The sequence below is a fragment of the Helicobacter burdigaliensis genome (assembly GCF_003670295.1).
In the GTDB taxonomy this organism is placed as follows: Bacteria; Campylobacterota; Campylobacteria; order Campylobacterales; family Helicobacteraceae; genus Helicobacter_D; species Helicobacter_D burdigaliensis.
This window is the reverse complement of record NZ_QXJG01000001.1, coordinates 55,128-68,729: the sequence shown is the minus strand read 5'-3', so window position 1 is coordinate 68,729 and position 13,602 is coordinate 55,128. Positions and strand designations below refer to the sequence as shown.

Annotated in this window: 13 protein-coding genes; 10 read left to right on the top strand and 3 right to left on the bottom strand. The window is 32.9% G+C overall.

The features are described from left to right. Positions 1–108 precede the first annotated feature (108 nt). From EBF09_RS00350 to EBF09_RS00340, 3 genes are all read left to right on the top strand, one after another. Positions 109–597 (top strand): acyl-CoA thioesterase, encoded by a 489-nt coding sequence (locus EBF09_RS00350; RefSeq protein WP_121763165.1) that lies wholly within the window; start codon positions 109–111, stop codon positions 595–597. Between the two features lie 31 nt (positions 598–628). After that, positions 629–895, top strand: coding sequence for a hypothetical protein (locus tag EBF09_RS00345; RefSeq protein WP_121763164.1), 267 nt, complete (start codon positions 629–631; stop codon positions 893–895). Positions 896–968: 73 nt separating this feature from the next. Continuing rightward, the gene (locus EBF09_RS00340; RefSeq protein WP_121763163.1) at positions 969–1,442 is read left to right on the top strand and encodes a tRNA (cytidine(34)-2'-O)-methyltransferase; all 474 of its coding nucleotides are present in this window, start codon (positions 969–971) and stop codon (positions 1,440–1,442) included. Here EBF09_RS00340 and hypA read toward each other — a convergent pair. After that, on the bottom strand, positions 1,420–1,764 hold the full coding sequence (gene hypA / locus EBF09_RS00335) for a hydrogenase maturation nickel metallochaperone HypA (RefSeq protein ID WP_121763162.1): 345 nt from the start codon (positions 1,762–1,764) through the stop codon (positions 1,420–1,422). The two genes, EBF09_RS00340 and hypA, sit on opposite strands and share 23 nt — an antisense overlap. Positions 1,765–1,871: 107 nt before the next feature. Here hypA and argF point away from each other — a divergent pair, with 107 nt between their 5' ends. The 7 genes from argF to lepA all read left to right on the top strand — a co-directional run bounded on the left by argF (position 1,872) and on the right by lepA (position 11,012). Then, positions 1,872–2,792, top strand: a complete 921-nt coding sequence (argF, locus tag EBF09_RS00330; RefSeq protein ID WP_121763161.1) for an ornithine carbamoyltransferase — start codon at positions 1,872–1,874, stop codon at positions 2,790–2,792. After that, entirely contained in the window at positions 2,771–3,205 is a 435-nt protein-coding gene (locus tag EBF09_RS00325; protein WP_121763160.1) for a DUF2603 domain-containing protein, read from the top strand. The genes argF and EBF09_RS00325 overlap by 22 nt, the downstream gene beginning before the upstream one ends. A 9-nt stretch (positions 3,206–3,214) precedes the next feature. After that, complete coding sequence (gene hemN / locus EBF09_RS00320; protein WP_121763159.1) at positions 3,215–4,585, top strand: oxygen-independent coproporphyrinogen III oxidase; 1,371 nt, start codon at positions 3,215–3,217, stop codon at positions 4,583–4,585. An 8-nt stretch (positions 4,586–4,593) separates the two neighbouring features. Beyond that, entirely contained in the window at positions 4,594–5,877 is a 1,284-nt protein-coding gene (locus EBF09_RS00315; protein WP_121763158.1) for a (Fe-S)-binding protein, read from the top strand. A gap of 128 nt (positions 5,878–6,005) precedes the next feature. Beyond that, complete coding sequence (gene oadA / locus EBF09_RS00310; protein WP_121763157.1) at positions 6,006–7,790, top strand: sodium-extruding oxaloacetate decarboxylase subunit alpha; 1,785 nt, start codon at positions 6,006–6,008, stop codon at positions 7,788–7,790. Between the two features lies 1 nt (position 7,791). Beyond that, positions 7,792–9,036 carry an exodeoxyribonuclease VII large subunit gene (gene xseA, locus EBF09_RS00305; protein ID WP_121763156.1) on the top strand — a complete coding sequence of 415 codons (1,245 nt, stop codon included), beginning with the start codon at positions 7,792–7,794 and terminating at the stop codon, positions 9,034–9,036. A gap of 173 nt (positions 9,037–9,209) precedes the next feature. Continuing rightward, entirely contained in the window at positions 9,210–11,012 is a 1,803-nt protein-coding gene (lepA, locus tag EBF09_RS00300) for a translation elongation factor 4 (RefSeq protein WP_121763155.1), read from the top strand. A 1-nt stretch (position 11,013) separates the two neighbouring features. Here lepA and EBF09_RS00295 read toward each other — a convergent pair whose 3' ends face one another. Both EBF09_RS00295 and EBF09_RS00290 read right to left on the bottom strand, forming a co-directional pair. Continuing rightward, positions 11,014–12,738, bottom strand: coding sequence for an AAA family ATPase (locus EBF09_RS00295; protein ID WP_121763154.1), 1,725 nt, complete (start codon positions 12,736–12,738; stop codon positions 11,014–11,016). Beyond that, on the bottom strand, positions 12,738–13,601 hold the full coding sequence (locus EBF09_RS00290; RefSeq protein ID WP_121763153.1) for a cation diffusion facilitator family transporter: 864 nt from the start codon (positions 13,599–13,601) through the stop codon (positions 12,738–12,740). Before EBF09_RS00290 ends, EBF09_RS00295 begins: the two co-directional genes overlap by 1 nt. Between the last annotated feature and the right edge of the window lies 1 nt (position 13,602).

Sequence of the window (13,602 nt, the reverse complement as noted above, 5' to 3'; positions counted from 1 at the left end):
ATTTTTTAACGATATTTTTTAAAAAGGTTAGTTTTTTTTGAAACTTTTGCAAAAAATTCCAAAAAAGTGGTAATATTAATTAAATTTATAGTGATTATGGAGAAGAAAATGGAAAATTTTGAAACCAAAGAAGATATTTTTGATATTAAATCTCTTACAATGTCTATTTTAATGACCCCCTCTGTTGCTAATTTTAAAGGTAGGGTACATGGGGGAGATCTTTTAAAATTATTAGATCAAGTAGCCTATGCTTGTGCTTCTAGATATTGTGGAAAATATGTAGTAACCCTTTCAGTAGATAGTGTAACCTTTAAATATCCTATTGAAGTTGGCACACTTGTAACTTTTCTAGCTTCTGTAAATTACACAGGGACTAGCTCGCTTGAAGTAGGCATTAAAGTAATTTCTGAAGATATTCACAAAAGAATTGTAACCCATACAAATAGTGCTTATTTTACAATGGTATGCGTAGATGAGAATGGAAAATCTGTAAAAGCTCCTCCACTAGAGCCAAAAACAGAAGTGGAAAAAAGAAGATACAATAATGCTCTAAAAAGAAAACAAGCAAGAATTGAACTTTCCAAAAAAAATATTTAATATGCTATAATTTCTCTTTTTGGGAGATTTTATGCAAGAAGTTTTAGACACACAAGCTAGTATTATGAAGTTTCGGCTTTGCAATCTTTGTAAAGAGCAATCTTTAGCGGTTGCTCTTTTGTTAAAAGCACTTTTAAAAGGTGAAAAAACCTATCCTAAAACTACAATTTCAAAAACACAAAACACGCATAGCACACCCCATAAAACAACCAAGCAAGATAAAACTCCCCCAACAGAAGAAAACTCAAACACACCAACAAAAGATGAAATCTTCCCAACTTTACAAATAGATTCTTAATTTCTATTTTGTATTTTTAACTTTAAGTTATAAAGTTTTTGTATAATCTCTTTTAAAAACATAAAGAGAGAAAATGAATTTTCATATCGTATTGCATGAACCAAGAATCCCACAAAATACAGGTAATATCGGCAGACTTTGTTTTGCGACCAATAGCACTTTACATCTTATTTATCCGCTAGGCTTTAGCATCTCTCAAAAAGAGCTAAAACGCGCTGGAATGGATTATTGGAATTTTTTAAAAGTTTTTACTTGGGATAATTATGAAGCCTTTTTAAAATCTAATCTAGAAGCCCTCCCCCACTTTTTTCTTACTACAAAGGCAAAAAAGCCCTACTATGAGGCCCCTATGCAAAAAGGAGCTTATTTGCATTTTGGGCGTGAAGACGCAGGTTTAAAAGAAGAAATTTTAAAGCAAAATCATACAAATTGCTTTACTATTCCTATGTGGAACAATGCTAGAAGTCTAAATCTTGCTACAAGTGCTGGGATTGTCCTATATGAAGGCATAAGACAAAGAGATTTTATTCCATCTCAACATGCGTAAGCAACATTTCATTGCCTTTAACAATTTTTACTCTATCCTGCTTACATTTAGGACAATGTGTATAATCTAACTCTTTAACCTCTAGTTCCTCCTTGCAATCTTGACAAAAAAGAGTAACTTTTACTTCTTTTATTTTGAGTTGTGCCATTTTAGCTTTACTCCCTATTTTATACTCTTCAAATGCCCTATAAAAAAGCTCCTTATTTACTCCACTACGCTCTCCAAGCTCTACTTCTACTTCTAAAATTCTAGTTGCCTTATGCTTATTTGCTAAGCTTTCAAGATTCTCAAACAAAGAAGCCACAATTGAAAATTCATGCACTTTTATTCCTTATTTATGCAATTTTTTATAGATTACAAGCAATTAAAAAAGTTTTTTAGCTATAATACTAACTCATTTTTGCATTCAAAATCATAAAAAGGGTTTAAATGAGACATCTTTTAACTTTAGCAGACTTTAGCAAAGAAGAAATTTTAGAAATTTTAGAAATTGCCAAAAATCTAAAGACAGAACTTAAAAAAGGCTTTTACTCAAAACCACTAGAAAATAAAACGCTAGGAATGATTTTTGAAAAAAACTCCACAAGAACGCGTGTAAGCTTTGAAGCAGGGATTTATCAACTAGGAGGTTGTGGGATTTTTCTTTCAAGCAATGATACACAGCTAAGTCGTGGAGAACCCATAAAAGATACCGCTCGCGTGCTTTCTTCTATGGTAGATTTAATAATGATGCGAACAAGCGATCATGCAAGGTTAGAAGAATTTGCACATTATTCTAAAGTGCCACTTATCAATGGTTTAAGTGATGATTTTCACCCCACACAACTTCTAGCTGATTATCTCACTATGCAAGAATGCGGCAAAGATAAAGACCCAATCGTAGCTTATATCGGAGATGGAAATAATATGGCACATTCTTGGTTAATGCTTGCTTCTAAAATGGGCTTTACTTTAAAAATCGCTTCTCCTAAAGGCTATGAAGTTAAAAATGAAATTTACAAACAAGCATTAGAATTTGCCAAAATTTCAGGTGCTAAAATCTCTTTAACACAAGATCCCAAGGTTGCTATTAAAGATGCAGATGTGGTAACAACAGATACTTGGGCTTCTATGGGGCAAGAGAATGAAAAAAAAGAAAGAATAGAAGCTTTTAGGGGATATTGTGTAAATAGTGAGCTTTTAGCTCTAAGCAAAAAAGATTCTATATTTTTACATTGTTTGCCAGCATACAGAGGACAAGAAGTGAGTGAAGAAGTATTAGAAAGCCCGCAAAGCAAAATTTTTATAGAGGCTGAAAACCGCCTGCATGCACAAAAAGGAGCAATGGTTTGGCTACATCAAAATCGCTAAAAAATATCCATAAAAATCCCTATGTTGATTTAACAAGAGAATTAAAAATTGCCAAGAAGAATCCAAAAGAAGCAAAAGCAGTTCTAAAAAAAACTCTTATAGATCATTTAGAAGATAAAATTTATTGCTTAAACCATGAGGGAGAAGAATACTATCTTTTACCCAAAAAACTTTTAAATTCCTTTGCAGAAGCAACAAAAGAGCTAGAAAGACAAAAAATACTTTTTAGCCTAGAGCAAGAAATCTATAAAAATATGCCGATTGATTTTGATGATGTTTGGTGCATTGCCCTAAAAGAGTTGCAAAGTAATTTTAAAAAAAACCCAAAAGAACTCATAAAACGCATAAAAAAACATCATCCCTATTTATTTTTTGATTATCGTTTAAAAAATCTTCCAAACCCAAGTTTATAAAGGCTCTCCATGCAACAACAAATTGATTTTAAAAAATTTGCAACTTATTCTAAAGCAGGCCCTCGTTACACTAGCTATCCTACTGCCATAGAATTTAACACAAACTATAATTATGAAAATTATCTTTTAGATTTACAAAAGGATACAAACCCTCTTTCTCTTTATTTGCATTTGCCTTTTTGCAGAAGTGCTTGTTATTTTTGTGGTTGCAATGTAATTTACACAAGCAAAGCAGAAAATAAAACGCACTATATAGATTACCTAAAAAAAGAACTTAAAATTTTAAAAGCACAAATAAACACAAACAAAAATGTCTATCAACTCCATTTTGGCGGTGGAACGCCCACTTTTTTTGATTCAAATGAGTTAAAAATCATCATAGAACTCTTAAAAGAAACTTTTCCAAATTTTTCTAAAGACGCAGAAATTGCTTGTGAGATAGATCCTAGATTTTTCACAAAAGAGCAAATGGAAGTCTTAAAAGATGGAGGATTTAATAGATTGAGTTTTGGGATTCAAGATTTTAATCCACAAACGCAAAAAGCCATCCATCGTTTTCAAGATTTTTCTTTAGTGCAAAATGCCATAGAAATTGCTAGAAATTATGGCATTAATTCTATTAATTTTGATCTTATCTATGGACTTCCCTATCAAACACTACAAACATTCAAAGAAACTTTACAATTATGCCTAAAATTAAATCCCAATCGCTTTGCAATTTTTAATTATGCGCATGTGCCTTGGATTAAAAAAACTATGAGAAAAATTGATGAAACCACCCTCCCCCACCCTGAAGAAAAACTAAAAATTTTAGAATACAATATTGAATTCCTTTCCCAAAATGGCTATAAAATGATAGGAATGGATCATTTTGCAAAACCTGATGATGAGCTTTTTAAATCTATTGCTAAAAACGAACTTAGACGCAACTTTCAAGGTTATAGCACCAAAGGTGGCACACAAACTCTAGGTATAGGCATCACTTCCATAGGAGAAGGAAGCGATTATTATGCACAAAACCATAAAGATTTAACTTCCTATGAAGAAAGCATTGATAAAGGGCTTTTGCCCTTTTGCAAAGGCATACAACTAAGCCTAGATGATAAGATAAGAAAATCTGTAATTATGAAACTTATGAGTAATTTTAAGCTTGATTTTAAACAAATTGAAGAAGAATTTAAAATTGACTTTAAATCTTATTTTAAAGAAGCTTTAGAGGAACTAGAGCCTTTAGCTAAAGCAGGGCTTTTAGAAATTTTTGATAAAAGCTTAGAAGTTAACCAAACAGGCACGCTTCTTATCCGTAATATCGCTATGCCTTTTGATGCATATCTTAAAAAATTTAGTAATGATAAAAAAGTTTTTAGCAAAACAATATAGGAATTAAAATGGCACATTATGAAAACTATAACTATCTAAAAACAAGCGATGCTTGTGTAAAATGTGGAAAATGTTTGCCAGATTGCACAATCTTTGCAATCCATGGAGATGAGGCAACTTCTCCTCGTGGTTTTATTGATCTTTTAGGTGCGTATGAACGCAAAGAAATTCCCTTAGATAAAAATGCAAAAAAAATCTTTGAAACCTGTTTTTTATGCACCACTTGCGTAAGCGTATGTCCAAACTCCCTCCCCACAGATACTTTGATTGAAAATATCCGCTTTGAAATTGCGCAAAAATATGGCATTGCTTGGTTTAAACGCCTCTTTTTTATGCTTTTAAAAAATAGATTCTTAATGGATTTTTCTATGAAGCTTGGTGCGATTTTTTCGCCCCTACTTTTCAAAAGATTACCCGATAAATCCTCCATTGCTCCTAGATTTTCTTTACCCTTTATCAAAAAAAGAGTATTTGGCTCAATAAAGACTAAGAGCTTTCTAAACTCCCATAAAGAAGAGCAAAATTTTAATCCAAACGCCACACAAAAAGTAGCCATTTTTATCGGTTGTCTTGGAAATTATAACTACACACAAATTGGAACTTCTTTGCTTTACATTTTAGAAACTTTAGGCATTAATGCCATAATCCCTAAAAAACAAAAATGCTGTGCTGCACCCGCTTATTTTACGGGAGATTTTGAAAGTGTAGATAAACTCATTAAAGAAAATGTAGATTATTTTTTAAGTTTTATAGATAGCGTAGATGCAATCTTAATCCCTGAAGCTACCTGTGCTGCAATGGTTTTAGAAGATTGGGAAAAATTTATGCAAAAAGATGAAAATTATAAGCAAAAAATACAAAAAATTCTCCCAAAAGTCTTTATGGCAACGCATTGGCTCTACCACCATACAAATCTAAAAGCAAAACTAGATTCTTTAGAAAAAAATGAACTTAGAGTAACCTACCATGACCCATGCCATGCTAGAAAGGTTTTAGGCATTTATAAAGAGCCAAGAGAACTTTTAAAAAACTTCCAATTAGTAGAGATGGAGAATCCAAATGCTTGTTGTGGCTTTGGTGGGGTAACTATGCAAACAGAAAACTTTCATCTAGCATCACAAGTTGGGAATAAAAAGGCTAAAATGATTGAAGATACAAAAGCTACTTATGTAGCTGCAGAATGTAGTGCATGCAGAATGCAACTTACAAATTCACTAGAGCAAAACAATGTGCAAACTCTTTTTGCACACCCCCTAGAACTTATAGCAAAAGCTTTAAAGGGTGAGAAATAATAAATTTCTTGCCTCTTTGATACCAAAAAACCCATAAAGACAAATTTTATCAAAGAAACACACTCTTTAAGAACAAAATTTTAAATAGGGCTGTTATAATAAATCAATAATTATGCAAAGGATAAGGAATGATAAAAATCACTGAAAATAGCCTAAGAGATGGACACCAATCTTTACTAGCCACTAGAATGCGAACAGAAGATATGATAGAAGCTGCCAAAATTTTTGAACAAATTGGCTTTCATAGTGTAGAAGTATGGGGAGGTGCTACTTATGATACTTGTTTAAGATATTTAAAAGAAGATCCCTTTAGTCGTCTTGCAACTTTTAAAGAAATTTTTAAGACTACACCTATCCAAATGCTCCTACGCGGACAAAATTTAATTGGTTATAGACATTATGCAGATGATGTTGTAAGGGAATTTATAAGGCTTTGTGCACAAAATGGAGTGGATATTTTTAGAATCTTTGATGCATTAAACGATACAAGAAATCTTAAAACTTCCATTGAAGAAGTTAAAAAGCAAAATAAACACGCACAAGGTGCTATTTGCTACACCACTTCTCCTGTGCATAACACAAAGACTTTTGTAGATTTAGCCAAAGAGCTTGCAAAAATGGGTTGTGATTCACTAGCTATTAAAGATATGGCAGGACTGATTACCCCTAATGCTACTTATGAGCTTGTAAAAGCCATTAAAGAAGAAGTGAATCTTCCTTTAGCGCTTCATACGCATTCTACTGCTGGTTTTGCTTTTGGCTCACATCTAAAGGCTATTGAAGCTGGAGTGGATATTATAGATTTAGCAAACTCTGCATTAGCCGAAGGGACTAGCCACCCTTGCACACAATCTATGGTAGCCACTCTAAAAGGAACAAAATGGGATAGTGGGCTTTCACTAGAGCCTATGGAAAGGGCTGCTGAAATTCTAAAGAAAAATAGAAGAAAATATAAAAAATTTGAATCAGAATACAACAATATTGATACAAGAGTGCTTGTAAGTCAAATACCAGGTGGAATGATCTCTAATATGGCAAATCAATTAAAAGAACAAAATGCACTCGATAAAATGGATGAAGTTTTAAAAGAGATTCCAAATGTTAGAAAAGACTTTGGTTATCCTCCTTTGGTAACTCCCTCTAGCCAAATTGTAGGCACACAAGCAGTTTTAAATATCCTCTCACAAACACGCTATAAAACCCTAACAACAGAATCAAAAAATCTCATCAAAGGCTATTATGGCAAAACCCCAGCTCCTATTGCGAATGAGCTTATAGAGCGTCTAAAAAATGAGGGGGAAGAGATTATTAGTGTACGTCCTGCTGATAAGCTACAAGATGAGCTAAAAATCGCACAAGAAGAAAGCACAAGCTTTGCCAAAAGTCAAACAGATGTAATTTCTTATGCGATGTTTGGGCAAATTGCAAAGACATTCCTAGAAGAACGCAATGAAAATCGCCTCTCTCCTGAGCCTCTTACAACTTTTGAATCCAATATTAAAATGCCAAAAGAATTTAGCATTAATCTCCATGGAGAGAGCTTTAGGATTAAGGTTGAGGGAAGTGGAGCTAAAGATGAAGCAGTAAGACCATTTTTTGTGCGTGTAGATGGGGATTTAAAAGAAGTTTTAGTAGAAAGCCTAGATGAAAACACACAAAGCACTACTAAAAAATCTGATTCTCTTCCACAAGCAAGTTTGCCAGGGCATATCATCTCCCCAATGCCAGGAAATCTCACAAAGCTTTTGGTGCAAGTAGGCGATAAAATCAATGAGGGGCAAGTTTTAGCCATTGTAGAAGCTATGAAAATGGAAAATCAAGTTTTAGCCACTATCGGAGGAGAAATCAAAGAAATTTATGCCAAAGAAGGGCAACAAATTAGTGCAAATTTAGCCATTATGTTTGTGGAGTAATATGCAAGTTTTAAGCGTTAGTGAAGTCAATCATCAAATAAAAAGTCTTTTAGAAACAACTTTTTTACAAGTGAGCGTGAGTGGAGAAGTGAGTAATTGCACGCATCATTCAAGCGGACATATTTATTTTACACTTAAAGATAAGGATTCTAGCCTAAAATGCGTAATGTTTAGGGGCAATGCTAGAAATCTAAGATTTAAAATTGAAGAGGGAATGAATCTTCAAGTAAATGGTGCAATAAGCGTATATGTGCCACGCGGAGAATACCAGCTAAACTGCACCTATGCCACTCCTAGTGGGATAGGAGAACTCACCTTAGCCTATGAACAATTAAAAAAAGAATTTGAAAAACTTGGCTATTTTGATAAAAAGCTCCCTATTCCTAAATTCCCTAAAAGAATCGCACTCATTACTTCAAGCACGGGAGCTGTTTTGCATGATATGCTTAAAATCGCTTCAAGGCGTTGGAAACTTACACAATTTACGCTTTTTGATACGCTTGTGCAAGGAGAAGGTGCTAAAGAAATGATTGTTAAAAACATTCAGCACGCAGACACGCTAAGATTTGATTGTATTGTCTTAGCCCGAGGGGGTGGAAGCTTAGAAGATTTATGGGCATTTAATGAAAGAATCGTAGTGGAAGCTATTTTTAATGCTAAAACCCCTATTGTTTCTGCCATAGGGCATGAACCAGATGTCGTATTAAGTGATTTTGCCTCTTCATTACGCGCCCCTACCCCAAGTGCTGCTATGGAACTTTTACTTCCTGATTGCAATGAATGGCTTTTAACCCTAGATGCACTCCATTCTAATCTAGAAGTTACTTTTAAAAAAATTTTAAATAAAAAATTAGACAAATTATCGCAAATAGAATTGCTCTTACAAAAACTCTCGCCCTTTAGCAAACTTCAAAGATTAGAAGAAAAACTACAAATCCAAAATGAGCTACTAATAAGTAAAATCTCGCATAAACTCGCCATTCATTCTACAAAATTAGAACCTTTTTCAATTAAAATCACACAAAAAATAGAACAGATTTTAAACATAAAAGGTAATATACTTTTAGCATTGAATGCAAAACTAGAAGCCAAAAATCCAAATTTGCAAAAAAAAGGCTTTTTAAAGGCTAATATAAATGGCAAAGTCATAGAAAATCTAAAAGAGATAGATGTGGGTAGCACACTTATTTTAGAGGATTGTAGCGCTAAGGCTAAGGTGCAAGTGCTAGACAAAACTTTGTTTTAAGACAAAGTTTTGTCTAACCACAAACAATAAAATAAAAATATAGAATCTATTTAGCTCTACTAGCCAAAATTCTCTTCTTTTCATCACACATATCTCTTATTATGCTTTAAAGCGTTTTTATGTGAATTTTTGATAAAATTTTGGATTAGATTCTAAAAATTTTAAGGTAATATATGAAAAATCCATTACAAAATATAAGAAATTTCTCAATTATAGCCCATATAGATCATGGAAAATCCACTCTAGCAGATTGTTTAATTAGAATGTGTGGGGCGATTTCTGATAGAGAGATGAGTAATCAAGTAATGGATACAATGGATATTGAAAAAGAAAGAGGAATTACGATTAAAGCACAAAGTGTGAGATTAAACTATGAATATGAGGGCGAAAAATACATACTAAACCTTATTGACACTCCAGGGCATGTGGATTTTAGCTATGAAGTATCACGCTCTCTTGCCTCATGTGAGGGTGCATTGCTTGTAGTAGATGCATCTCAAGGAGTAGAGGCACAAACCATTGCAAATGTATATATCGCACTAGAAAATAACTTAGAAATTATCCCTGTGCTAAATAAAATAGATCTCCTAGCTGCTGCACCAGATAGAGTAAAAAGCGAGATAGAACAAACCATAGGGCTAGATTGCACAAATGCCCTAGAAGTAAGTGCTAAGGCAAATATAGGTATTAAAGAATTGCTAGATACGATTGTTAGGCTAGTCCCACCGCCAAGCGGAGAGATTGAATCTCCAACTAAGGCTTTAATTTATGATTCATGGTTTGATAACTATCTTGGTGCTTTAGCCTTAGTTAGAGTAATTGATGGAAGCATTAAAGTTGGACAAAACATTTATATAATGGGAAGTAAAAAGAACCATGAAGTGCTAGGATTGCTCTACCCTCACCCATTAAAACAAGAAAAAACAAAAGAAATAAAAACTGGCGAGATAGGAATCGTAATTTTAGGACTTAAAAATGTAACGGATATTGCTGTTGGAGATACGATTACGGATTTTAAAAATAAGACAAAAGAGCCAATTTCTGGATTTGAACCTGCTAAGCCTTTTGTGTTTGCTGGAATCTATCCTATTGATACAGATAAGTTTGAGGATTTAAGAGATGCACTCGATAAGCTAAAGCTAAATGATTCAAGTCTAGCTTATGAGCCTGAAACTTCTGTCGCTCTAGGCTTTGGGTTTAGAATAGGATTCTTAGGGCTTTTACACATGGAGGTTATAAAAGAGAGATTAGAGAGAGAATTTGGGCTTGATTTAATCGCTACTGCACCAACGGTTGTTTATGAAGTTACACAAACTGATGGAAGCGTGGTATTTATCCAAAATCCAAGCGAACTCCCACCTGAACAAAAAATCGCTACCATCAAAGAACCTTATGTAAAAGCCACTATCATCGTTCCTAGTGAATTTTTAGGAAATATCATAACTCTTGTTAGCAAAAGAAGAGGGATTCAACAAAAAATGGAATATTTGCAAGAAACAAGAGTACTCTTAGAATATCTAATCCCTACAAATGAAATTGTCATGGACTTTTATGACAAACTAAAATCTTGCACGAAAGGTTATGCGAGCTTTGATTATGAGCCTTATGAATACAAAGAAGGAGAGCTTGTAAAGCTAGATATTAGAGTAGCAGGCGATATAGTCGATGCACTAAGTATTATAGTTCCAAAAAGCAAAGCTTACGAAAAAGGTAAAGAGCTTGTAGAATCTATGAAAGAAATTATTCCAAGACAACTTTTTGAAGTAGCCATTCAAGCAAGTGTAGGCAATAAAATCATAGCTAGAGAAACCGTAAAATCAATGGGTAAAAATGTAACCGCAAAATGCTATGGTGGGGATATCACAAGAAAAAGAAAGTTATTAGAAAAGCAAAAAGAAGGCAAAAAGAGAATGAAGGCAATCGGAAAGGTAGCATTGCCACAAGAAGCGTTTTTAGCGGTTTTAAAAATAGATTAATCTATAAAAACCCCATTTCTCTTTGACTGTCAAAATTACTATTTAACTCTCTTTGAATTTCTGCTAGAAAATGTTGCGTAGTAAATTGCGGTTTTTCTAAACTCGCCACAACATAAGCAGTGTTTTTAACAATCAAAGAAATCTGTCCTCCACTTAAAGGAAACTCCGCTAAATGCTTAATAGAAAAATCCTTAGCATAAGGTGCGTTTTTAGGCAATAATCTCTCCCAAAGTAATAATCTTTCTTCTAAATTTGGCTTTTTAAATTCAATTTTATAGTTAAATCTTCTTGAAAAAGCTGTATCTATTGTCTCTAAAAGATTTGTAGTTGCGATTAAAATCCCATCAAAATGCTCTATCTTATCTAAAAAAATATTTTGCATTTGATTGTGCATTTTTTCAGCTCCTCCACCCACTGAGCTTGTTCTTGTACTTAAAAACTGATCAGCTTCATCTAAAAGCAAAATAGGTGATAATTTTGTTTGTTGGCATATTTCTTTATAAGTATCAAAAATTTTACGGACATTTTTTTCACTTTCTCCCACATACATAGAAAGTATTTTAGAACAATCAAAACTCAAAATTGGCTTTTTAAGTGATTTGGCTAAAGCTAATGCCGTAAGCGTTTTACCCGTCCCTGCTGCTCCATAAAGTATAATTTTAGCATCAATGCTTCGTCCCTTTTCTTTGATACCCCACTCTTTTAAGTGGTGCAAAACCTTACTATCTACTTGCTTTAAAAGCGTTTCTAAAGTCTTTCTTGTTTCCTTATTTAGCACCACTTCACTAAGAGGTATTTTAGGCTTTAAATACTCAAAAATATCTTGCTCTTTTAAAAGATCTTCTAAGCTTATTTTTTTCTTTTTTTCTTCATTGTGTGTGATTTTTTTTAGAATATTATCGGGTATAAAATAAGTGCGATTAATCCCACCAAAACCGCTTAATATCTCATCATAATCCACTAAGCCATTTTGAACCAATTTACTTTTTTCATCTAAAAGAATGCGATTTTTGATTCTATCATAGTCATTATTGCTAATAAGATTGATTAAAGAATTTAATTCCCTTCCTTTCTCGTTTTCTCTACCTAGATATTCTTCCTTTAAAATTGCAAAAAATAAAATTTTTTCTTCTTGAGTTAGGCGATACTCTTTGAAAATTTCCTCAAGTGGCAAAACAATCTTGCTAACTTTCAATCTCTCTTCAATACGCTCTTGCAAAAGCTTTAATTTTTGAAGATTTTTATTTAAAAGTGGAGATGGTTTTTCATCTTTTTTCAAAGGAATGATATTCCACAACATTTGAATGATTAGAAATTGATCTTTTAAATACTCTAAGTGATTGCTATAAGGGCTAATTTCTGGCAATTTTGGATTAACCCCTCCCTCCTCTACTAATTTTAAAAAATCACTACTCAAAGAAATTCCCATATTTACAAATTCAAGCAAAAGAATTTCAGAGTTACTATTCTTTAAAAAACTATTCTCTACAATCCAGCCAAGAGAAAGTAGTTTCTTAAAATGTATCAAATATTTTAAAACTTCAGAATCTTTTACACCAAACACCGCACAAATTATATCCAAACAAATAACTTCGTCATTGCCTTTTAAAAACTCTTTACACAAAAAGCGTAAAATCTCACATTCTTCTTTAGAGCATTTTAAATAAGGATAAAGCATTGTTTTATATATATTATCTTTTTGTAAAAAATCTATTAAATATTTCATTATTCTTCCTCACCAAAGGGATCTAAATGCGTGATTACTTCCCATTTACCCTCTAAATTCATAATCTTTTTTTCTAATGTATCTGCGATTTTATGAGCTTTGCTAAGATTCATCTCTCCATCAAGCTCTAAATGCACTTCCACCAAATAAATTTCCCCACTTTGCCTAGTTTTTAAATCATGATAGCCTATAACCCCTTTTTCTTCTTCTAAGATTTGTTTAATTTTACAAACAAGCTCCTCATTAAGCGCCCTATCAAGTAAAACCAAAACCCCCTCTTTTATCAAAGAAAATGCAGAATAAATAATATAAACACCTATGCAAATTCCTAAAATCCCATCTACAAAATTAAAACCACTAAAATAGACAATCGCTAAAGAAATAAGCACAATTCCATTACTAAAAAGATCTGTTTTATAATGGAGTGCATCGGCTTTTACAATTAAGTTCTTGCTTTTTTTTGCAATTCTTTCTAAATAAAGCACAAGGCATAGAGTAACCACAACAGAAAAAATCATCACATAAATAGAATACTCTAAATACTCTATACCCTCCTGCCTAACAAGCTTCATAATGGATTGGTAAAGTATAAAGATACCTGAAACCACTATGATACTCCCCTCAATCACACTTGCTAAGGATTCTATTTTTCCTCTACCATAATTAAAATGACTATCGGCTGGCTTTTCAGATTTGCTTAAAGCAAAAAAATTAAATAAGGAGGTTAGCAAATCTAATAAAGAATCAATAGCAGAAGCAAGCACAGCCACAGAAGAACTAAGAATTCCTATAATAAATTTTACACAAATTAATAAACTTGCTACCAAACTAGCAACAATAACTGCTTTCTTTTGTGGACTCATT